This is a genomic window from Streptomyces sp. NBC_00029 (assembly GCF_045160505.1).
In the GTDB taxonomy this organism is placed as follows: domain Bacteria; phylum Actinomycetota; class Actinomycetes; order Streptomycetales; family Streptomycetaceae; genus Streptomyces.
Genome location: NZ_CP108292.1, coordinates 7,813,925 through 7,835,296 on the forward strand (window position 1 = coordinate 7,813,925; position 21,372 = coordinate 7,835,296).

15 protein-coding genes and 1 pseudogene are annotated in these 21,372 nt (G+C 71.7%); 12 read left to right on the forward strand and 4 right to left on the reverse strand.

Annotated elements, in window-relative coordinates:
- Nucleotides 1-315: 315 nt before the first annotated feature.
- Entirely contained in the window at nt 316-1,056 is a 741-nt protein-coding gene (locus OG753_RS36015; RefSeq protein WP_405791569.1) for a class I SAM-dependent DNA methyltransferase, read from the forward strand.
- Between the two features lie 278 nt (nt 1,057-1,334).
- Complete coding sequence (locus tag OG753_RS36020; protein ID WP_405791571.1) at nt 1,335-2,375, forward strand: alpha/beta hydrolase; 1,041 nt, start codon at nt 1,335-1,337, stop codon at nt 2,373-2,375.
- A 100-nt stretch (nt 2,376-2,475) separates the two neighbouring features.
- Here the strand turns inward: OG753_RS36020 and OG753_RS36025 are convergent.
- Nucleotides 2,476-2,678 (reverse strand): annotated as a pseudogene (locus OG753_RS36025) (hydroxyurea phosphotransferase); the annotation flags it as partial.
- 153 nt (nt 2,679-2,831) lie between these two features.
- Between OG753_RS36025 and OG753_RS36030 the strand changes: the two are divergent.
- The 5 genes from OG753_RS36030 (at nt 2,832) to OG753_RS36050 (ending at nt 8,995) form a co-directional block, all read left to right on the forward strand.
- Nucleotides 2,832-4,343 (forward strand): MFS transporter, encoded by a 1,512-nt coding sequence (locus tag OG753_RS36030; protein WP_405791573.1) that lies wholly within the window; start codon nt 2,832-2,834, stop codon nt 4,341-4,343.
- Nucleotides 4,344-4,531: 188 nt separating this feature from the next.
- Complete coding sequence (locus tag OG753_RS36035) at nt 4,532-6,007, forward strand: APC family permease (protein WP_327265952.1); 1,476 nt, start codon at nt 4,532-4,534, stop codon at nt 6,005-6,007.
- The gene (locus tag OG753_RS36040) at nt 6,004-6,453 is read left to right on the forward strand and encodes a hypothetical protein (RefSeq protein WP_327265953.1); all 450 of its coding nucleotides are present in this window, start codon (nt 6,004-6,006) and stop codon (nt 6,451-6,453) included. The genes OG753_RS36035 and OG753_RS36040 overlap by 4 nt, the downstream gene beginning before the upstream one ends.
- A gap of 67 nt (nt 6,454-6,520) precedes the next feature.
- Nucleotides 6,521-7,873 carry a dipeptidase gene (locus tag OG753_RS36045; RefSeq protein WP_405792935.1) on the forward strand — a complete coding sequence of 451 codons (1,353 nt, stop codon included), beginning with the start codon at nt 6,521-6,523 and terminating at the stop codon, nt 7,871-7,873.
- Between the two features lie 126 nt (nt 7,874-7,999).
- On the forward strand, nt 8,000-8,995 hold the full coding sequence (locus tag OG753_RS36050; RefSeq protein WP_405791575.1) for a hypothetical protein: 996 nt from the start codon (nt 8,000-8,002) through the stop codon (nt 8,993-8,995).
- Between the two features lie 27 nt (nt 8,996-9,022).
- On the opposite strand, the gene OG753_RS36055 is transcribed toward OG753_RS36050, so the two are convergent.
- Nucleotides 9,023-9,451, reverse strand: a complete 429-nt coding sequence (locus OG753_RS36055; RefSeq protein WP_405791577.1) for a VOC family protein — start codon at nt 9,449-9,451, stop codon at nt 9,023-9,025.
- A 487-nt stretch (nt 9,452-9,938) separates the two neighbouring features.
- Here OG753_RS36055 and gdhA point away from each other — a divergent pair, with 487 nt between their 5' ends.
- The 5 genes from gdhA (at nt 9,939) to OG753_RS36080 (ending at nt 16,194) form a co-directional block, all read left to right on the forward strand.
- The gene (gene gdhA / locus OG753_RS36060) at nt 9,939-11,342 is read left to right on the forward strand and encodes an NADP-specific glutamate dehydrogenase (protein WP_405791579.1); all 1,404 of its coding nucleotides are present in this window, start codon (nt 9,939-9,941) and stop codon (nt 11,340-11,342) included.
- Nucleotides 11,343-11,509: 167 nt separating this feature from the next.
- Nucleotides 11,510-12,724 (forward strand): hypothetical protein, encoded by a 1,215-nt coding sequence (locus OG753_RS36065; RefSeq protein WP_405791581.1) that lies wholly within the window; start codon nt 11,510-11,512, stop codon nt 12,722-12,724.
- A 92-nt stretch (nt 12,725-12,816) separates the two neighbouring features.
- Nucleotides 12,817-14,856, forward strand: a complete 2,040-nt coding sequence (locus OG753_RS36070) for a UvrD-helicase domain-containing protein (protein WP_405791583.1) — start codon at nt 12,817-12,819, stop codon at nt 14,854-14,856.
- A 133-nt stretch (nt 14,857-14,989) separates the two neighbouring features.
- A complete protein-coding gene (locus OG753_RS36075; protein ID WP_327265959.1) occupies nt 14,990-15,724 on the forward strand; it encodes an SDR family oxidoreductase in 735 nt (244 codons plus the stop codon).
- A complete protein-coding gene (locus tag OG753_RS36080) occupies nt 15,724-16,194 on the forward strand; it encodes a nuclear transport factor 2 family protein (RefSeq protein ID WP_405791585.1) in 471 nt (156 codons plus the stop codon). Before OG753_RS36075 ends, OG753_RS36080 begins: the two co-directional genes overlap by 1 nt.
- Before the next feature lie 28 nt (nt 16,195-16,222).
- On the opposite strand, the gene OG753_RS36085 is transcribed toward OG753_RS36080, so the two are convergent.
- Both OG753_RS36085 and OG753_RS36090 read right to left on the reverse strand, forming a co-directional pair.
- Nucleotides 16,223-19,075: an NHLP bacteriocin export ABC transporter permease/ATPase subunit gene (locus tag OG753_RS36085; RefSeq protein ID WP_405791587.1), complete on the reverse strand. Its 2,853-nt coding sequence runs from the start codon at nt 19,073-19,075 to the stop codon at nt 16,223-16,225.
- Nucleotide 19,076: 1 nt separating this feature from the next.
- Nucleotides 19,077-21,359 carry an NHLP family bacteriocin export ABC transporter peptidase/permease/ATPase subunit gene (locus tag OG753_RS36090; RefSeq protein WP_327267032.1) on the reverse strand — a complete coding sequence of 761 codons (2,283 nt, stop codon included), beginning with the start codon at nt 21,357-21,359 and terminating at the stop codon, nt 19,077-19,079.
- Nucleotides 21,360-21,372: the final 13 nt, after the last annotated feature.

The window sequence follows — 21,372 nt, forward strand, 5'->3', positions numbered from 1 at the left end:
GGCAGCGCGTAACTATAGGTCGCCGACCACCCCGGCCCCCACGGGCACATATGCGCGAAGTGTCACCCCGAGACAACGCTCGGGCCCACCACACCGCAGGCGCGTGCCGGGACGACCTCGTCGAGCCTCTGCCATGGGGCCGGGCCGCAAGTCGACTGCCGTCCGGCGCGTCGCTGCGCGAGTTCGTCATCCGCTCCGGCCGGGCTGGCACGGAGCCCCGAGGCTGTCGCGGACCGTTGTGGGCGTGCGCTCCGAGTCGGGGAGGACCTCAAATACGTCGACAGTGCCCCGTGGCACCCGGCAAGGTGGCTGCCCATGACCAGCAGCGAACTGTGGACCCGTGCGACCGCCGACCGCTACGACGGCGAGGAGACCGAGGCGTCCTCGGCTGCCGTTCTCGGACCGACCCTCGCCTTCCTCGCCGACCTCGCCGGAGACGGCCGGGCACTGGAGTTCGCCATCGGAACCGGACGAGTGGGCGTCCCGCTCCGGGAACGCGGCGTGCAGGTAGTGGGCATCGAACTGTCCGAGCACATGGTTGCGGTGCTGCGGCGCAAGATCGACGAGAGCACGCTCCCGGTAACCATCGGGGACATGGCCACCACCGTCGTCCCCGGCGAGTTCAGCCTCGTCTATCTCGTCTACAACACCATCACGAACCTGCTCACGCAGGACGAGCAGGTCGAGTGCTTCCGGAACGCCGCGCGTCATCTGGAGCCCGGCGGCCGGTTCGTCATCGAGCTGGGTGTGCCGCCGCTGCGGTTCCTGCCGCCCGGCCAGGTCGCGGTGCCGTTCGACGTCTCCGAGCAGCATCTCGGCCTCGACACCTTCGACCTGGTCGAGCAGATTCTCGTCTCGCACCACTTCACCCGTGACGGCGACGACGGCCGCTACCGCCGCGAGCTGTCCCGGCACCGGTACGCCTGGCCGGCAGAGCTCGACCTGATGGCACGGATCGCCGGGCTCGAGCTGGAACGTCGCGTCGCGGACTGGGACGGGGATCCGTTCACCCAGGACTCCGCGAAGCACATCTCGGTGTGGCGCAAGCCGGCCTGAGACCCGAGGGCGGGAAGGCATCGTGGGCGTCGTCGCGTATCGCTACGGCTTCGATACCCACCGCGGCAGCCCGGCTCGCCGCCCAGACGGACAAGGGGCCGATGACGACAGCGCAATACGTCACCTTCCGGCGGCGATTTGCAACCTTGAGGGTGGAAAAACACATCCAAGTAGGTGGACCCACCCGTTCTGCCCGCTCGAGGGCAGCCGCACTGTTCGGAGCGAAGTTCGTGCACCCTAACCCGCAGCCGCAGCAACCCAGCCGATCCCGGAAGAAGATGTGGATCGGCTCCGCGGTGGCCGTGGCCCTGCTCGCCGGTGCCGGCGCCGGGTTGATCCACTGGAAGACGGACTGGTTCGACGGGAACGGCGAGTCCGTCCTCTATGCGAAGCCCCCCGCCGGAGCGGCCAAGAACGAGGAGACCGGAGGCGGGAAGCAGAGCGCCGCGCCCAGCGTGGACCCGGATCTGTCCCTCCCCGCCGGCCCGTTCACCGACTTCAAGCAGGCGGTCAAGCTGGACGACGGCACCCGCATATCCAAGGCCCGGGTGAAGGGCCCGAAGTCCGGCTTCGAGGGCAGCGTCTGGGTGTGGACGCCCAAGGAGTACGACCGCCCGGAGTACGCGAAGAGCGCCTTCCCGGTCATGATCGCGCTGCCCGGAGGGAACGGGAACGCCGACAACTACTGGGCGACCATGCCGCAGCTGGGGCTCCAGAAGGCCATCGCCGAAGGCGCCGCAGCAGGCAAGAGCCTCCCGTTCATCCTGGTCATGCCGATCCTCAACCCGGACGCCAAGTACTACTACGACGGCTCCGACATCCCCGGCCAGGCCAAGATGGGCACCTGGATAGGCGAGGACGTACCCGACCTCGCCCGGGCCAACTTCCGTACCTACAAGTCCCGTGACGGCTGGGCCTTCATGGGCAACTCCTCCGGCGCCTTCGTCGGTCTCAAGCAACTCCTGCAGAAGCCTGACCGCTTCCGGGCCGTCATAGCCAACGGCGGCGAGATCGTCCCGGACTCCCCGCTCTGGAAGGGCCACCAGGCGGAAATGGACGCCAACAACCCCGAGAAGCTCGCCCCGAAGCTGATCGCCAACAAGGGTCCCGAGGTGAACGTCCTCTTCCAGTACGGCACCAAGGAGGGCGGCCGCGACCGGATGGAGAAGTTCCAGCAGCAGGTCGGCAATGGCCCGGTCAAGGTCACGATCCACGAGATCCAGGGCGGCGACCACAACGGCTGGGACTACGTCCGGGGCATGAAGGAAGGCCCCCTGGAACAGCTCAGCAAGCTGATGAAGGGCCCGAAGCCGCAGTAGCAGCGCAGGTGTCCCGGTCGGAGCCGAAGCCGGCGGTGGCGCCGGACCGCCTCGCGTCGAGGCGGTCCGGGGTGCGTGTCGCGCTCGTCGGGTGCGCGGCTCAGTGGCGGGGCAGCGCCTCGGCCACCTCCGTCTGGGAGGGGTCGATGGCGGTACGCCTGTCCTCGATGTCCCACAGCGTGTTCTGCAGCAGCCGGGCCAGGGTCCAGCCCGCAGCGCGCCGGCGGTCCAGCCCGAGCGCCTCGGTCAGCAGGCCGAAGCGGCGCCGCACCACCCGGGAGCGTCCCCGGTGGCGCGGAGCCTCGGTCGAGCAGCTGCGGGCGAAGCCGGAGAGGAACAGGACGTGTTCGAGCTGCCGGTTTCCGCCACATCGGGGATGCGGTCCTGGCCGAGCTCCTCCTCGGCCGCGGCCGGCTCCGAGCTGCAGGGCGGTGCGGGGCGTGTGAACCTGCCTGTGTGGAACTGCAAGCAGGTCACCCGGCACCCCCGGACCCCGGCCGGTCGGCGCAGAGCGCCGTGCTGATCGCGACCTGTGTCTCGACCCTGGTCGTCAACGCGAACACCTCCGCGGTGAGCATCCTGCTGCCGGCGATCAGCGCGGACACCGGCACGTCCCTGGACACCCTCCAGTGGGCCGTCACCGGGTATTCGCTGGTGGGCGCAGCGGTGATCGTCACCTCGGGGGCGCTCGGCGACGTGTTCGGGCGCCGGCTGGTCTTCCTGGGCGGCCTGGCCCTGTTCATCGCCTCGTGCGTGCTGATCGCGCTGTCCGGCGGCGGTGCGGGCGTGATCGCGGGCCGGGCGATCCAGGGGGCGGCGGGAGCCACCATCCTGGCGTGCGGGATGAGCCTGCTGTCCGTGTCCACCTCGGGGGCGGGGCAGGTACGGGCGGTGACCCTGTGGGGCGGGGCATCGGCGGTGGGTGCCGCGGCCGGGCCGCTCGTCGGTGGTCTGCTGGTGGACGGGACGGGCTGGCAGGGCCTGTTCTGGATCGACGCGGCGATCGCCCTCGCCTGCGTCCCGGTCACGCTGAAGGGTGTCGCCGAATCCCGCGACCCCGACCGCAGCCGCTCCATCGACTTCGCCGGAACGGTGCTGATCGCCGCCGTGCTCGCCCCGGCGCTGCTCGCGCTCAGCGAGGGAGCCGCATGGGGCTGGCTCTCGGCCGAGGTGCTGGGATGCTTCGCCGTCGCATTGGTGTCGGCCTTCGCGTTCGTCGCGGTGGAGCGACGGGTCGAGGCGCCGCTGGTGGACCTGCGGCTGCTGAAGGAACGCGTGCTGATCGGAGCGACCGTCGGGATCCTGCTGAGCGCGGGTGTGATCAACGGCCTGATGTATCTCGTCAGCCTCTACTTCCAGAACCCCGCCACGCTCGCGCTCAGCCCGCTGGAGGCGGGCCTCGCCACGCTCCCCGCGACGGTGGGCCTGATCGCTGTCACACCACTCGTGCCCCGGGCGGTCCAGCGGCTGGGCATCGGACCCGTGATCGCCGCGGGGTTCGCGGCGGCGACGGCCGGCTGCGTGCTGCTCGTGTTCGTCCAGGGCGACTGGCGCTACGGGGCGTTCGTCCTGCCGCTCGTGCTCCTGGCCGCAGGCCTCGGGCTCGTCAACGGTCCGGCGAGCTCCGCGTCCACCTCATCGGTGTCCGCCGACGACGTCGGAGCGGCGTCCGGCATCTCGAACATGGCCCGCTACATCGGAGCGGCCGCGTTCACGGCGGCCGTGGCCACGGTCAACGCGACCGTGGGGGAGTCGCGGAGCGCGGCCGGGGACGAGGCGGCGGACGCGCTCGCGGCAGGTCTGTCCGGGGCGTGCCTGCTGCTCGCGATCGCATCCGGGGTGGGCCTGCTGCTGTCCGTCCTGGCGATCCGCGCCCGACGCCGCCGGGCCGGGCCCGGGGCGTACGGGGCGGCCGCGGCCTCGCACGCCCACACCGTCCCGGTCGGGGGCCCGGCGACCACCGGGTGACGTGCTGCCGAATCCCTCCGGTACGTCCGACGCATCACGGCCGGGAAAGGAGTGCGCCGACGCGCCGGTCACCCGCGCCGCCGGGTCATCGCAGCGCTTCCGCCCCCGGACGGCCGTACCCGAGTCGCCGACGGCGGGAGCGCGGGCGAGCCTGGACAGAATCGGCCCCTGTCGACCCGGAGGTCCCCTTGAGCGCTGCGGATGTGCCCGTCCCGGACGACGTCCCGCAAGGAAAAGCGGCCGGGACCGTGGCGGCCAAGGCCGGTTCCTCGACGCTCACCTGGGTGACCCTCGCGATGATGACGACGGCCTCCGTCGCCAGCCTGCGCGCGGCGCCCACCATGGCGGTGTACGGCCTGGCCTGCGTGTTCCTGTACCTCGTACCCGCGATCGTGTTCCTGCTGCCGACCTCGCTGGTCTCGGCGGAGCTCGCGTCGGGCTGGTCGGGCGGCGTGTACCGGTGGGTGAGCGAGGGACTGTCGAAGCCCCTCGGGTTCCTCGCCGTGTGGTGCCAGTTCGCCATGACGATCTTCTACTACCCCAGCCTGCTGGCGTTCGTCGCGAGCACCCTGGCGTATGTCATCGACCCGTCCCTGGCCTCCAACGGCGTCTACACCGCCATCGTGATCGTCGTCCTGTACTGGACCGGCGTCTGGGTGTCCTCGCAGGGCACCAAGGCGCTCTCCGGGCTCGCCTCCTGGGGACTGATCATCGGCACGCTCATCCCGGGATCCCTGCTGGTGGTCCTCGGCATGGTGTTCCTCGGCCAGGGCAACCCGTCCGCCGCCCCGATGGGCGCCTCCAACATCTTCCCCGTGTGGACGGGTCTGGCCAGCCTGGTGCTCATCGTCAACAACTTCCTGAGCTATTCGGGCATGGAGATGAACGCCGTCCACGTCTCGTCGCTGAAGGACCCTCCGCGGGAGTTCCCGAAGACGATGTTCCTCGCGATGGGGATGGTGCTGCTGATCTTCATCCTGCCGGCCCTCGCCATCAGCTGGGTGGTCCCGGCCGACCAGCTGTCCCTGACCGCGGGCGTCATGCAGGCCTTCGACGCGTTCTTCTCCTACTTCCACATCGGCTGGCTGACCCCGATCGCCGCGGTCGCCCTGGTGGCCGCTTCCCTGGGCGGGATGCTCACCTGGCTGGCCGGGCCATCCAAGGGACTGCTGCTGATCTCGCGTCAGGAGGGTTACCTGCCGCCGTTCCTGCAGCAGCTCAACAGCCACGGCGTCCAGCAGAACATCCTGGTCACCCAGGGCATCGTCACGACGGTCATCGCGCTGATGTACGCACTGATCCCCAATGTGTCCAGCGTCTACTGGATCTTCTCCGTGATCACCACCCAGGTGTACCTGATCATGTACCTGCTGATGTTCCTGGCGGCCATGCGGCTGCGCAAGACCCAGCCCGACCATCCGCGCGGCTACCGCGCCCCGGCACTGAGCCTGATCTGCGTCGTGGGCTTCCTGGCCTCCGCCGCGGCCATGGTCATCGGATTCGTGCCGTCCTCGCAGTTCGGCGGCGGCAGCGTCTGGAGCTACGTCGCCATCGTGGGCGGCGGTCTGCTGCTCCTCGGTGTGATCATCCCCTGGCTGTGCCTGCGGTTGCGCAAGCCCAGCTGGCGCAACCCGGACGCGCAGGCGACAGGAGAGGTCGCATGAGCCCCACCGCCTTCGCCTCCCGGCACAAGTTGATCTACATCGTCGCCATCATCCTGCTCGTCGGCTTCGTCGTGGTGGGGCTGATCCAGTACAAGGCCGTACGGTCCACCAACCAGGCCCTTGACAAGGCCAACCAGCTCACGGACGAGCTGGTGGCCGCCGGGTTCTCCCGGCCCGATCCCAGCACCCTGGCCCGTGCGCTCGGCGAGGACGGGGGCATCGTCTGCGAGGACCCCGCCTCCGCCCTCAAGTCGGCCCTGTGGAAGATCAACATGTCCAACGGGGCCACCGGCCCCGGCCAGCGACCGGTCATCGCCGACAGCCGGGCCCTGCAGGCGGAGGCCCTCGTGCTGAAGGTCTACTGCCCCGACACGCTGCACCGCATCCAGGAGCAGATCGCAGACCTGAAGACCGACCAGACGGTGAAGCGCGGCAACGATGGCTGACCGCGACCAGGACCCTGCCCTTGGCCCCGACCGCGACCAGGAGCCTGTCCTCGACCGGGGCAGCGACATGCCGGACGCCCGCGGCCTCGCCGAACGCATCGACGCGCTGATGCCCCGCGCCAAGGCCGACCTCGCCGAACTGGTCGCCATTCCCTCGGTCGCCGACCCCCGGCAGTTCCCTCCCGAGGAATGCGCGCGGGCCGCCCGGTGGGTGGCCGACGCGTTCACCGGGGCGGGCCTGCTCGACGTACGCCTGGAGGAGACCCCCGACGGCAGCCACGCCGTACTCGGTCACCGGCCGGGCCCGGCGGGCGCCCCGACCGTCCTGCTGTACTGCCACTACGACGTACAGCCCCCGCTCGGCGAAGCCGCCTGGACCTCACCGCCGTTCGCGCTCACCGAGCGCGACGGACGCTGGTACGGGCGGGGCACCGCCGACTGCAAGGGCAACATCGTCATGCACCTCACGGCGCTGCGGGCGCTCGGCGACCAGCTGTCCGTCGGGCTGAAGTTCGTCGCCGAGGGCTCCGAGGAACAGGGCACCGGCGGGCTCGAACAGTACGTCGTCGCGCACCCGGACGAGATCTGCGCCGACGCGCTGCTGATCTGCGACACCGGCAACGCCGCCGTGGGCCGCCCCACCGCCACCACCGCACTGCGCGGCCTCGCCAACGTCGTCGTCACCGTCGCCACCCTCCGCGGCGACCTGCACTCGGGCATGTTCGGCGGACCCGCCCCCGACGCGCTGGCCGCCCTGATCCAGATCCTGTCGACGCTGCGCGATCCCGACGGCGGCACCCGCATCGACGGCCTGGACTGCACCGGCACCTGGACCGGAGTGCCGTACGAGGAGGAGCAGTTCCGCACCGACGCCTCCGTCCTGGAGGGGGTCCGCCTCACCGGATCCGGCTCGGTGGCGGACCGGCTCTGGGCGCGCCCGGCCGTGACGGTCCTCGGTATCGACTGCCCGCCCGTGGTCGGCTCCGCCGCCGCGGTTCCGGCCACGGCCCGGGCCCGGGTCAGCCTGCGCGTGCCACCGGGGACGGACTCCGACACCGCGCTGGCCGCCCTCACCGCGCACCTGACGGCCGCCGCTCCCTGGGGCGCCCGCGTCTCGGTCGAGAAGGAGGGCACCGGCTCGCCGTTCCGCCCGGCCACCGACGGGCCGGCCTACCGGGCCATGGGCCGGGCCATGCAGCAAGCGTACGGCCGCCCGATGGAGTTCCTCGGCCAGGGCGGCTCGATCCCCCTGTGCAACGTGCTGGCCGGAACCTGCCCCGACGCCGAGATCATCCTCATGGGAGTGGAGGAGCCACGCTGCCTCATCCACGCGCCCGACGAGAGCGTCGACCCGACCGAGATCCGCAACATGGCCCTCGTGGAGGCACTCTTCCTCCTGGACTACGCGTCGCAGCGCTGACCCGGACGCCACCGGGGCTCCCGTTCGGTCGGCGTCGTTGTCAGTGGGCGGTGCCATCCTGTTCGGAGGACGGCCGGCGTGCCCGGGCGGGGCGGGTGGCGGGGGCCGAGGGTGAGGGGAAGCAGCATGAGGATCATGCTCGACAACAACATCTGGTCGTACCTGGGGGACGAGCGGGCGGGGGACCGGTTCAAGAAGGTCGCCCGTTCCCTCGGACATCGCGTGGTGACCGCGCCGAGCGTTCTGCTGGAGGTGCTGCAGCATCCGCGGGCGGACAAGCGGGCGGCGATCGTCGAGGCGATGACGACCGCGACGGACGAGCGGCTGCGCAGCGAGGCCGACCGGGAGGGCGCCGAGGTCGTCGCCGAAGTGCGCCGCCTGCACCCGGAGTGGATGCGGTCCATGCCCGACACCGGGCGCGAGGCGACGTGGCGGACCTACTGGACGAAGAGGTTCTGGCGCCAGGCGGTGGAGCACCACGACCGGTTCCGCGATACGGAACCGGCCCGGCGCACTGCGCGCACGGCGCGGTTCGTGGTGGACAACCAGAAGGAGCAGCGCGAGCGTATGCGCGAGGTGGGGTTCGATCTCCGCGACCTCTCACGGATCACCACTTCTCCCCATGAGGAGACCACGGCGGAGCAGCGGGCCGGCTGGGGAGACGGCGAAGGCGTCGCGGCCTGGCGGCCGTACAGCCAGGAGGTGTACTGGTGCGCGTTCGCCACGGGCCGCCGGTCCGTGCTCACCCACGAGGACACCACCTACGCCGACTGGGTCGGTGCCCGGGTCGACCTCCGCGCCATGTGTGCCTCGCGCGAGGCGTTCAACCGGTTCTGGCTGCACGAGGTGGAAGCGGCGCACATGCCGCGCAACTGGCTCCGGTGGGCGGCGGACACGGTGCAGGCGGACATGAAGATCACCGACGGCAACCCCGTCGATGTCCAGCACGCCGCCTATCTGCCGGACTGCGAGGTGTTCCTCACCGCCGACAAGAACTTCCTTCGGGTACTGGACCGCATCGCGGAGCAGTCCCCGGTTCCCGTGGGAAGGGCCCTCCGGGTGGCGCCGGCGGCCCACGACGGCATCGTGGAGGCGATCGAGAGCGCGCTCCGTACCCTCTGAGGTCCCGGCGGGGCCCGCCCCCGGAGATCACGTGACGGGTTCGCCGATGCCCAGGAGGTTTCCCTCGCTGTCACGGAACCAGGCGGCTCGCTCGCCCCGTGCCCCCTTGCTCGGGTAGTTCCCCTCGACCTCGGCGATCCCTTCTTCGTCCGTCCGGAGCCCCGGTAGGTCGACCTGTTCGAAGGTCACGCCGCGCCCCTTGAGTTCGGCCACGACGGTCTCGAGGTCGTCGACCTCCCACCCCATCTGCGTGAAGGTGCCGGGCGAGGATCCCGTCGACGCGAACAGGGCGAAGTCGGTGTCCCCGCACCGGTACAGCAGCCCACCGGGCCGCTCGTCGACGGGCTCCAGCCCGAGGGTCTCGGCGTAGAACCGCCGTGCCCGCTCCAGATCCCGTGCCGGCAGCCTCGTCGCCACGCGCCCCCGGGCCAGAACGTTCCTGTCGTCTGCGTTCATCTCCCCACTGTGGCCCGCGCCCGGCCGTACGCGGCGTCGACAGGCGGGGCGCCCGGGCGCCCGGTCGTGTCTTCCGGTGCTCGAGGCCGGCCCCGTCCCTCCCGTGGGGTGTCGAAGCCGCCGCCTGCCTGATCGCCGTACTCGCCGCCCCGCCCTCAAGGCCCCCCACCGCCACCGCCGGAGGAATCCTCGTTGATCACGAATCGCCGGCGAGCCACCGGTGGGAGAGGTAGAGGCCGGCCGGGCGGGCGAGGTGCTCCCATTCGGCGGCGGGGACCTCGTGGACGGACTCGACGATGGCTCACAGCGGTCGCCGGGCACCGTCGCACGCGACGTTTTTGTCCGCGGGACAGAAGCCTTGCCCAGAGCAGCGTCGTGCGGGGTAGCCTCCAGAAAGGGGCCGATCTCCGGAAAAGCTTTTCCGAAAGCGTGCGCTTGCCGCGCGCTGCACTCGAAATCGACCGGTACTCGCGGCCCCGCGGACACCATGGACCTGCCGTCGTCTGCGCACCGCGCACTCCCTGGAGGGACACACGTGAAGGACTCGAAGGACAGGCTGGAAGCACTGCGGGCCGAGATCGAGCGCCGCAACCCCGCGCAGCCCGAGTTCCACCAGGCGGTACGGGAGGTCCTCGAGACCCTGGCCCCCGTCTTCACCGCCCGGCCCGAGTACGCCGACCCGGCCGTGGCCCTGGTGGAGCGGCTCACCGAGCCCGAACGGCAGATCCTCTTCCGCGTCCCGTGGCAGGACGACCGCGGGCGGGTCCACGTCAACCGCGGCTACCGCGTCGAGTTCAACAGTGCGCTCGGCCCGTACAAGGGCGGACTGCGCTTCCACCCCTCGGTGGACATCGGCGTGGTGAAGTTCCTCGGCTTCGAGCAGATCTTCAAGAACGCCCTGACCGGCCTCGGCATCGGCGGTGGCAAGGGCGGCAGTGACTTCGACCCGCACGGCCGCTCCGACGCCGAGGTCATGCGGTTCTGCCAGTCCTTCATGACCGAACTGCACCGGCACATCGGGGAGCACACCGACGTGCCCGCCGGGGACATCGGAGTCGGCGGCCGTGAGATCGGCTACCTCTTCGGCCAGTACCGGCGCATCACCAACCGCTGGGAGGCCGGTGTCCTGACCGGCAAGGGGCAGGGCTGGGGCGGCTCCGCGATCCGGCCCCAGGCGACCGGCTACGGCAGCGTGCTGTTCGCCGCCGAGATGCTGAAGGTCCGGGGCGAGTCGCTGGACGGGCTGACCGCCGTGGTCTCCGGCTCCGGCAACGTCGCGCTCTACACGATCGAGAAGCTCCAGCAGCTCGGCGCGAACCCGCTGACCTGCTCGGACTCCCAGGGCTACATCGTCGACGAGAAGGGCATCGACCTCGCACTGCTCAAGCAGATCAAGGAGGTCGAGCGCGGGCGCGTGAGCGAGTACGCGGAGCGCCGCGGATCCTCGGCGCGGTTCGTGCCCGGCGGCCGGGTCTGGGAGGTGTCGGCGGACATCGCCTTCCCGTCCGCCACGCAGAACGAACTGGACGCTCAGGACGCCCGAACGCTCGTCGCGGGCGGGGTCAAGGCGGTCTCCGAGGGCGCCAACATGCCGACCACTCCCGAGGCCGTACGGATCCTGCAGGAGGCCGGGGTCGCGTTCGGGCCCGGCAAGGCCGCGAACGCGGGCGGCGTCGCGGTCAGCGCCCTGGAGATGAGCCAGAACGCCGGCCGCGTGGCCTGGAGCGCCGAGCGCGTGGAGGACGAGCTCGCCGCCATCATGCGCTCGATCCACGCCGTCGCCCACGAGACCGCCGAGCGGTACGGCGCCCCGGGCGACTACGTCACGGGCGCGAACATCGCCGGCTTCGAGCGGGTCGCGGACGCGATGCTGGCGCAGGGCGTCATCTGATCCGGCGACCACGCCGCGCCCGGATCCTCCGGGCGGGTTCGTCGCCCACGTGACGCGGTGGAGCGGTCCGGGAGTTGCCTCCCGGGCCGCTCCGCCGCGTCACGGGAGGCGATCGCGCCTCCGAAACGGGAAGGTGCCCGCCCGGTGCTGCCGGGTAGCATCCCCGGATGCCGACGACGATCAAGACGCTGAGCCCGGAAGTCGGGCGGATCGACACCGCGGGCCTGCGCGGGTACGACGCGGACGCCCTTGCGAAGTGCGCGCTCGATGCGGGCCAGCCGTGGTGGCGCCGCACGGCATGCGCGGAGGCGTTGGCCGGACGGGTGCCGCAGCGGCGCGTGGACGAGTTGACCGCCTGCCTCCAGGACACCGGCGACGTGGGCACCGTACGCATCGCACTGCTGCACCTCCTCGCGGACCGCACCGAACTGCTGCCCTGGCTGCGGCACGAGGACCGTGGCCAGGACAGCGCGTACGGCATGGCCGAGGCGGTACTGGAGGCCCGCAGCGCACTCGGCGACCTCACGGCGGTGGGCGCCCTGTCCACGCTCGCCTTCGGTCCCTGGCGTCACCGGCGGGAGATCGGCGAGGCGGAGCTCGACGAACTGACCGCACGCCACGGCGCCGAGGCAGTGCTCGCCCGGCTCGACGTGGCCCGGCCCGAGGACCGCTCCGTCATCGTCCGCATGCGCCGCCACGCGGGCGAGGACGTCACCGACGCGCTCGCGGACCCCGACCGGGGAGTCGCCCACCGCGCCCAGGAGTTCCTGGCCGACCCCGTGCGGCTGCGCGGCGCTCTCGCAGCGGCGCCCACCGAGGAGGCGAAGCTGTGGGCCGTGTACGCGCTGCACCGGCTGACCGATGACACCGCCGAGACCCGGCACCTGTACGAGGAACTGGGGCGGCCCCGCGTCGAGGTGAGCGGCCTGGACGAGGAGCTGCGCGCGGCGATCGTCCACGAGTACGGGCCGTGGGCCGAGGAGCGGAGCGATCCGCGGTGGCGGATCGAAGCCCTGTGCACGCAGCCGCCGCCGGCCGCCGACCCGGCCGAGCGGCTTCAACGGGCCTCGGCCGCGCTCACCGCCGCGGGCCTCGCACCGAAGCCGCCGCTCTCCTGCGGCGAGGCCCACCGGCAGGGGGATGGTACGTACGACGTGATCGGCTACGGCGAGAGCGGCGGCGAGGTGCACATCAGCACGCTCGGCCGCTTCGCCGCCGACCACGACGAGGACCCGGACGTCCGCCGCGCCCTCGAATCGGCCGGCTTCCGCTGGATCGACGACGCCGTCGGCTCGATCCGGGTCACCGACCTGGGGGTGTACCACTTCGGCAGCCGCAACCCGCTGGACGTCCGCACCCTGCTGTTCTACTGGCAGGACTAGAGGGCATTCTCCGCGGCAGGCCCGGCAGGCGCCCTGCCGCCGTGGTTGCGTTCCGTCCTATGATCGCCACTCCGCGTACGAGGGGGCTGGGTATGGGGACAGGCGGGGCGGCATCGCAGCGGGCGCAGGACGCGCGGCGGCAGGAGCGGTTACTCCGGGAGCAGTGGCAGGCCGCCCGTCGGCAGGCGCTGCGCCGGGACGCGGTCGGCGAGGGCGAGCAGCGGGTCCTCGCCCAGCTGTTGGTACTGACCGCGCGCGGATGGCGGCTGCTCGTCGACCGGCAATGGTCCGGGACACGGACCGCCGACGCGGACATGCTGCTCGTGGGACCCGGCGGTGTCTTCGTCATCGGCGTCACGGCCGGCGGCGAGCCGGGGGACGTACACGCGGCCGGGATGCTCGCCGCCACGAAGGCCGCCGAGAGTGCGGTGGCATCCCTCGGAATGTCACCGGTGGCGGTCCAGCCGCTCATGGTGTTCGCCGGGCGGCGCCTCGACGGAAACCTCGGCCGGATACGGCTCCTGGGTGAACACGAGATCGGCCCCGTGCTGATCTCGCAACGGCACAGGCTGCGCGCGGAATCGATCCGCGCGATCGCCGACCACCTCGAGCGGGTCTTCCCGGCCTATGCGGGGTCGGCGATCGACCAGCAGATGACGTCGCCGGCGCGCGAGGGCCACCCACAGACCTCCTCGGACGGGCTGTTCGACCTCGAAGGGCTGCGTGACGCGGTCCTGAAAGGGGCGATGCGAGCACCGATCGAACAGTGGATGACCTTCCTCCACCCCGATCAAGTCGCACTGGTACGCCGCAACTGGTCGGGCCCGGCACGCATCAGCGGACCGGCGGGCACCGGCAAGACGGTCGTCGCCCTGCACCGGGCGGCCCACCTGGCCAGGCGGACGACCGGACGCATCCTGTACGTCACCTTCGCCAACAACCTGCCCCGTGTGCAGAGCACCTTCCTCAAGGCCATGGCCCCGGCCGTCGCCGACCGGGTGGACTTCCGCAGCCTCCACTCCTGGGCACAGGATTTCCTCCAGGAGCGGGGCGTACCGGTGCGGCTGCACGGGGACAAGGCCGAGACCGCCTTCAGTCTCGCCTGGAAACACGTCGGCCGCGGGAGCCGACTGGCCGAGCTCGACCCGGCCCCCACCTACTGGCGCGAGGAGATCGACTACGTCATCAAGGGGCGCGGCCTCACCCGCTTCGAGCAGTACGCGACCGTCCCCAGGCGGCGCCGGAGGGCCGGCCTCCACCGCACCCACCGGCAGGCGGTGTGGGAACTGTACGAGACCTACGAATCGCTGCGCGGCGAGCGCGGCGTCCATGACTTCAACGACATCCTCTCCCTCGCCCTGGCCGAAGCGACCCGCCGGCGCGAGCGGCCCCCGTACTCGGCCGTCATCGTGGACGAGGTCCAGGACCTTACACTCGTCGGCGTGCGCCTCCTGCACGCGCTCGTCGGCGATGAGCCCAACGGTCTGCTCCTCGTCGGCGACGGCCAGCAGACCGTGTACCCGGGAGGCTTCCGCCTCACCGACGCGGGCATCGACATCCGCGGCGACCGCGGCCAGGTGCTGCGCACCAACTACCGCAACAGCAGGCAGATCCTGGACGCGGCCCTCGCCGTCGTGGCCGACGACACCTTCGAGGACCTCGACGGCATGCGCACCCCGGGCCGCCGCGATGTCGACCTCACCTACCACGACGGCGACGTCGTACGCGTCACCAGGCCCACGGTGGAGGCCCATGACAGGGAACTCCTGGACGCACTGCGCTCCCTGCCGGACGGCGCGCTCGCCGACACCGCCCTGCTGTGCCCCTCCATGCGCGCCATCACCCACTACCAGCGGCTGCTCACTCAAGCCGGCATTTCCGTATGCCAGTTGGAGCACTACGACGGCCACGCGGTCGACTCGGTGAAGCTGGGCACCTACCGCAGGGCCAAGGGACTGGAGTTCAAGAACGTCTTCCTGCCCCAGCACGACTCGGTGTTCGCCAGCGGGACCGCAGGCGGCACGGCGACGCCGGAAACGGCCCGGGAACGCGAGGAACTGCTGCGCAGCATGCTCTTCGTGGCGATGACCCGGGCCCGCGACCTGCTGTGGCTCGGCGGCGTCACCGGGTAGGGAGAGGACAGGACGCGCCCCTACGGGGTGGGACGGGCGCTTGCCAGGGTGCGATGCGTCCTGGTTGGCCCGCAGCGGTGTGCCCAGACTCGGTGAGGCGGAGCCATCCGCCTCGAACGAGGAGTGGGACAGCATGAGGAACGAAGCCAGGGCCGTGGCCATCACCGGAGCCAGCAGCGGGATCGGGGAGGAGACGGCCCGGCGGCTCGCCGCCGACGGCCACCGGTTGTTCCTGGGCGCGCGGCGCACCGAACGCCTCGACGCGCTCAGCCGGGAGATCAACGAGGCAGGCGGTACCGCGGCCTTCCGGCGGCTGGACGTCACCGACGCCGCCGATGTACGGGCCTTCGTGGCCGCCGCCCGGGAGCAGTACGGCCGCCTGGACGTGATGGTCAACAACGCCGGGGTGATGCCGCTCTCGCCGCTGGACGCGCTGAAGGTCGACGAGTGGGACCGGATGATCGACGTCAACGTGCGGGGTGTGCTGCACGGGATCGCCGCCGCCCTGCCCGTGATGCGCGCCCAGGGCGGCGGGCACTTCGTGAACGTCGCCTCCGTCGGTGCGTACGAGGTGTCGCCCACGGCGGCTGTCTACTGCGCCACCAAGTTCGCCGTCCGGGCCATATCCGAGGGGCTGCGCCAGGAGTCGGACGGCTCCGTCCGGGTCACACTGGTCTCTCCGGGCGTGACCGAGTCCGAGCTGGCGGAAGGGATCTCCGATCCTGCCGCGAGGGAGGCCATGAAGGCCTACCGCGCCGTGGCGCTGCCGGCGTCCGCCATCGCCGGGGCCATCGCCTACGCCGTCGCCCAGCCGGCCGGGGTCGACGTCAACGAGATCGTCGTACGTCCCGCCGCGAGTGCCCAGTAGTGCCCGCCGGGACGTACCAGGACCTGCTGCACCGGCTGCGGGTCCTGGAGGACAAGGAAGCCCTGCGGGCGCTCATGATCCGCGGCTGGCGGGCGCTGGACCGCAAGGACTGGCGGACCTGGATCGAGTGCTGGGCCGAGGACGCGGTGCTGGAGTTCGGGCCGTGGGGAGAGATCCGCGGCCGGGAGGCGGTCCGGGCGAAGGTGGAGGAGGCGGAGGCGCACTTCCCGAGCATGCAGCACCACATCCTGAACATGGACTTCCGGGTGGAGGAGGACCGGGCGACGGGCATCGGCTACATGTGGTTCGTCGCCGTGACGGGGAGCGCGCCGGGCTCTTCGCCCTACTCCATGGGCGGTCCGTACGACTGGGACTTCCGCCGGGATCCCGAGGGCGGCTGGCTCCTGGTCCGCCAGCGGCTGGGCGTCTGGTGGACCGACGGGGAGGAGACACCCGAGGGCCTCGGGTAGCCGCTGCACCCGGTGAGGGGGCGGTCCGTCAGCGCAGTTGGCGGCGGACCAGGCCGTGGAAGAGACCGGTCGTGTCCGCGAGCAGGCCGGCCGGCGGGCCCTGCTGGACGATCCGCCCGTCCGCCATGACGATCACGCGGTCGGCGTCCATCACCGTGGAGAGCCGGTGGGCGATGACGAGGCGGGTGGTCCGCAGGACGCGGGTGGACTCGATCACCACGCGCTGGGCCTGGTTGTCCAGCGCGCTGGTGGCCTCGTCGAAGAACAGGATGCGCGGCTTGCGGATGAGGGCCTGGGCGATCATCAGCCGTTGGCGCTGGCCGCCCGATACGGTGCCCCCGCCGTCGGACAGGATGGTGTGCATGCCCATCGGCATGGCCTTGATGTCCTCCGCCAGGCCCGCCATCGCCGCGGCCTCCCACGCCTCCTGGAGCGAGAACGTCCCGGCGCCGCGAATGCAGTCGAGGATCGATCCGGTGAGGGGCTGGGCGTTCTGCAGGACGACGCCGCACTGGCGGCGCACGGCCGCCTGGTCGAGCGCGGCCAGGTCCTGGCCGTCGTAGAGCACGCTGCCCGCGACGGGCCTGTCGAAGCCGATGAGCAGCCGCAGCAGGGTCGACTTGCCGCAGCCGCTGGCCCCGACGATCGCGACGAACTCGCCCTGTACGACCCGGAGACTGATGTCGTCGAGCACGAGCGGGCCGTCGTCGCCGTAGCGGTAGGACAGGTTCTTGGCCTCCAGGGCACCGGTCAGTTCCCCCGGCCGGGTACTGGAGCGGCCCACCTCGGGGGTCTCCCGCAGGACCGGTGCGATCTGCTCGAACATCGGCAGCACCGCGGCGGCCGAGATGAGCGCCCCGGTCAGCTGTGTGACCGACGAGAGCAGCATCGTCAGCGCGGTGCTGAAGGTGAGGAACTCACTGGCGGACATGGTGCCGCGCGCCGGGCCGGCCAGCAGCACGAACATGACCAGCGTGCACAGCGGCAGGCAGACGGCCCCGAGGACGGTGATGAGGTTCTGGATCCGGCCGATGCGCTGCTGCAGGTCGCGGGTACGGGCGAACTCCCCGGCCCAGGCGGCGTACGCGAAGCTCTCGGCCGCGGCGACGCGGAGCTTGGGCAGGCCGCGCAGGGTCTGGAAGGCCTGATTGGCCAGGCGGAGGCCGAGGGTGTTCAGCCGGCGCTCGTGGCGGAGCTGCCACAGCCCCAGACCCAGGAAGATCCCCCCGATGACGACCAGCATGGCCAGCGCCGCCATCGCCAGCGGCACGCTGTGTACGAGGAGCAGTACGAGGTTCACCAGGCCGACCGCGCACGCCTGTACGCAGACCGGGCCGATGCCGGACAGCACGCGGCGTATCGCGCTGATGCCCATCGCCGCACCGGCCAGTTCGCCGGTGGAGCGGCCCGCGAAGAACTTCGCCGGCAGCCGCAGCAGCCGGTCCCACACGGCCGGCTGCAAGGTGGCCTCGATGCGGCCCTCCATGCGCAGGAGGGAGACGTTCTGCAGCAGCATGAAGACGGCCGAGACGACGCCGGCCGCGATCAGTGCCAGCCCGGTCTGCACGATGAGGCCGTTCTCGGCCTGCGGCACGTACCGGCCGAGGACCTGGCCGGTGCCGATCGGCACCAGGGCGGCCAGCACCACCGAGACCAGCCCGCCGAGCATCAGGCTGCGCAGCTCGGGGAAGGTGCCGCGCACGCTGAAGCGGATCAGGGCGGGCAGGCCCACCCGCCCGTCGGGCAGGGGGCGGTACAGCATGACGGCGCGCGGTTCGAAGGCTGCCTCGTTGGCCTTCTTGACGCGCTCGCGCCTGCCGGTGGCGGGTTCGACCGCTTCGTAACCGCCGCGCCGCCACAGCAGGGCGACCGGCGTGCCGTCCTTCTCGCGCCGCCCCACCAGCGGACCGCTGTTCTCCCGCCACCAGCGTCCGTCGAGCCCGACCGCGCGGGTGCGGATCCGCGAGGCGAGGGCGATGCGTTCGACGGGATCCAGCTGCTCGGGGGTGGCGCCGGCCTCGCCGGGCGGGGACAGGGTGATGCCGGCCGCTCGGGCGACGACGCGGCACGCGGCGAAGGTCGCGTCGTCGCTCCCGCCCCGGTGGGGGTCCCGGCCGGAACCGGCGATGGACGCCAGCAGGGTCCGGTCCGCCCGGGTACGCGCCGCCCGGCCCGCCTCGATCCCGGCGGCCGTGCGGTCCTCGTGCGCGCGCTCGAGCTGTTCGATCCAGCCGTCCAGGGCGTACAGCAGCCGGTGCTGCTGGTCGACCATGCCCTGCCACATCGCCGCGTCGACGAGGAGGGTGCCGACCGCCTCCGCCTCGTAGGCGGCGCCGTACTGCACGCTGCCGGGGGCGATCTGCATCCACAGGATGTCGTCGTCGGCTCCGCCGTGCCCGGTGGTGGCGATGCCGTCCAGCGGTGCCTGGTAGAGCACGCGCAGACCGCGGCCGATGCCGCGCGCGAAGGCGTCCTCGAGGGGGCTGGGTCCTGCAGGGGCGTAGTGCCCTTCGTCGGCGTACCACGGTCCGCCGGGGATCGGGCTCCCGTACGCCGGGTACTCGGGGCGGTACAGCTCCCGCAGTTCGATGCGGCGCAGCCGGCAGCCCTGCACGGGCCGGCCGACCAGGGTGTGACCGGGGCCCTCGGCCGGACCGAGCAGCAGCGTGCCCGGCTCCAGGCGGCCCAGGAAGTGCCAGTGCCCGGCCTGCGCGGCGTCCACCGCGAACAGGTCCAGCTCGCCCTGGACGACCAGCCACAGGACGAGCGGGCCTTCCAGGAACAGACTGCCCGCGCCCGCGCGGTCGACGGGGGTGCCCAGTGCGCCCAGGGCCGCGACGACCGGGTCCGGGGCCCCGCCCGGCTTGTGCTCGTGCGTCACCTCAGTGCTCCTTGACCAAGGAGGCGTACGGGCCCTGTGCGGCGACGAGATGCTCGTGCCGGCCGCGTTCCACGACCGTGCCCCGGTCGAGCACCACGATCTCGTCGCTGTCGCGCACGGTGCTCAGCCGGTGGGCGATGACCACACAGGCACAGCCGCGGCGGCGCAGGTTGTCGATGATGGTCTGCTCGGTCACCGCGTCCAGGGCGCTGGTCACCTCGTCGAGCACCATGACGCTGGGGCGGCGCACCAGCGCCCGCGCGATCTCCAAACGCTGGCGCTGGCCGCCGGAGAAGTTGCGGCCGTCCTGCTCGACACGGCTGTGGATGCCACCGGGGCGGCGGGCCACCACCTCGTGCACGGCGGCGTCCTCCAGGGCGGCGACGACCGCCTCGTCCGGGATGGAGGGGTCCCACAGCGTGACGTTGTCGCGGACGGTGCCCTCGAAGAGGAAGACGTCCTGGTCGACGAAGGAGACGGAAGCGGCCAGCGCGCCGCGCGGGATGTCCTCCAGCCGCATCCCGTCGATGCGTATGGCCCCTGCCCAGGGCGTGTGCAGGCCGGAAATCAGCCGGGAGACGGTGGACTTGCCGCTGCCGGAGCCGCCGACGAGCGCGACCTGCTGTCCGGGCCCGACCGAGAGCGAGAAGTCCTTGAACAGCGGGGCGTCCAGAGGGCTGTAGCCGAAGGTGATGCCGTCCAGCTCCACATGCCCCTTCAGGCGTCGGGTGGAGGCGGCGGGCTCGCGCCGGGCGTAGACCGGGTCGACCGGAAAGTTCTCGACGTCCCGCAGACGGGCGACGTCGGCCGCGAAGTCCTGGATCCGGCCGGCGACGCCGCCGAGCCGGGAGATCGGCGCGGTGAAGCTGGTGACCAGGGCCTGGAAGGCGACGAGCAGGCCCACGGTGAGATGGCCCTCGACCGCCCGCAGGCCGCCGATCGTCAGGATCAGCGCGCTGTTGAACGCCGCCAGCGTGGGTGCGACGATCGCCAGCCACGCACTGGGCACGCCGAGCCGCTGCTGTACGTCGAGGGTGACCGCGTGCTGTCCGGCCCAGCGGCGGAAGAAGCCGTTCTCGCCGCCCGTGGCCTTCATCGTCTCGATGAGCTGGAGACCGCCGTAGGAGGTGTTGGTCAGGCGGGCGCTCTCGGCGCGCAGCTTCTGGGTCCCGGTGGCCCTCATACGGATCGCGACCCGCAGGGCGATCACATTGAGCAGCGCCACGGCCACGCCGACGAGCGTGAGCTGTGGATCGTAGGTCCACAGCAGCACCGCGTAGAGCACCACCACCACGGCGTCCACGCCCGCGGCGGACAGATCCCGGGCGAGGGTCTCGGCGACCGTGTCGTTGGACTGCAGGCGCTGGACCAGGTCGGCCGGGTTGCGCTGGGAGTAGAAGGTGACCGGAAGTCTGAGCAGGTGCCGGAAGAAGCGGGCACTGCCCAGGGTCGAGGAGATGATGCGCCCGCGCAGCAGGTTGGCCTGCAGGAGCGCGGTGAGGGTCGCGGTGAGTACGAGGGCGACGGCCATCGAGGCGAACAGGACGCCCAGCAGGGACGTCTGCTCCCCGATGAGGAACATGTCGATGTACGTCCGGCTCAGGGCCGGTACCGACACACCGACCGCGACCAGGAGGAGGCTGGAGACCACGGCGGCGGCCATGGTGCCCGAAGTGCCCCGGAGGCGGTCCGGCATGGTGCCCAGGATGCCGGGCCTGCGGCCGCCGCGGCGAAAGCCCTCACCGGGCTCGAAGGTGAGGACGACGCCGGTGAAGCTGGTGTCGAACTCCTCCATCGGGACGAACCGGCGGCCCTTGCCGGGGTCGTTGACGTACACGCCCCTGCGACCGAACCTCCGGGCCGTGCCCTCGTAGACGACGTAGTGGTTGAACTCCCAGAAGAGGATCGCCGGGGCGCTCACCCCGGCGAGCGCGGCCAGGTCCATCTGCATGCCCTTGGCCCCCAGTCCGTACCCGCGGGCGGCCTTGAGGAGGTTGCTGGCGCGGGAGCCGTCGCGGGAGACGCCGCAGGCGATGCGCAGTTCCTCGAGGGGGACGAAGCGTCCGTGGTGGCCGAGGACCATGGCCAGGGCGGCGGCGCCGCATTCCACCGCCTCCATCTGCAGCACGGTGGGGGTGCGTACGGGGCGGGGTGTCCGGCCCCTGGGAGCGGACGTGGGTGTGGGGGCGGACCTGCGGCGCGTGCCGCCCTTCGGCTCGGGGCGGTGTCGGCGGCGTCCGGCGGGCGGGAGCTGCGGCGCCCGCGTCTGCGCACCGGTCTGCACACCGGCCTGCGTC

Coding starts and splice junctions, on each gene's coding strand:
- OG753_RS36015 (WP_405791569.1), top strand. CDS start 316: ATGACCAGCAGCGAACTGTGGACCCGTGCGACCGCCGACCGCTACGAC.
- OG753_RS36020 (WP_405791571.1), top strand. CDS start 1,335: ATGTGGATCGGCTCCGCGGTGGCCGTGGCCCTGCTCGCCGGTGCCGGC.
- OG753_RS36040 (WP_327265953.1), top strand. CDS start 6,004: ATGAGCCCCACCGCCTTCGCCTCCCGGCACAAGTTGATCTACATCGTC.
- OG753_RS36045 (WP_405792935.1), top strand. CDS start 6,521: ATGCCGGACGCCCGCGGCCTCGCCGAACGCATCGACGCGCTGATGCCC.
- OG753_RS36050 (WP_405791575.1), top strand. CDS start 8,000: ATGAGGATCATGCTCGACAACAACATCTGGTCGTACCTGGGGGACGAG.
- OG753_RS36055 (WP_405791577.1), bottom strand. CDS start 9,451: ATGAACGCAGACGACAGGAACGTTCTGGCCCGGGGGCGCGTGGCGACG.
- gdhA (WP_405791579.1), top strand. CDS start 9,939: ATGGACCTGCCGTCGTCTGCGCACCGCGCACTCCCTGGAGGGACACAC.
- OG753_RS36065 (WP_405791581.1), top strand. CDS start 11,510: ATGCCGACGACGATCAAGACGCTGAGCCCGGAAGTCGGGCGGATCGAC.
- OG753_RS36070 (WP_405791583.1), top strand. CDS start 12,817: ATGGGGACAGGCGGGGCGGCATCGCAGCGGGCGCAGGACGCGCGGCGG.
- OG753_RS36075 (WP_327265959.1), top strand. CDS start 14,990: ATGAGGAACGAAGCCAGGGCCGTGGCCATCACCGGAGCCAGCAGCGGG.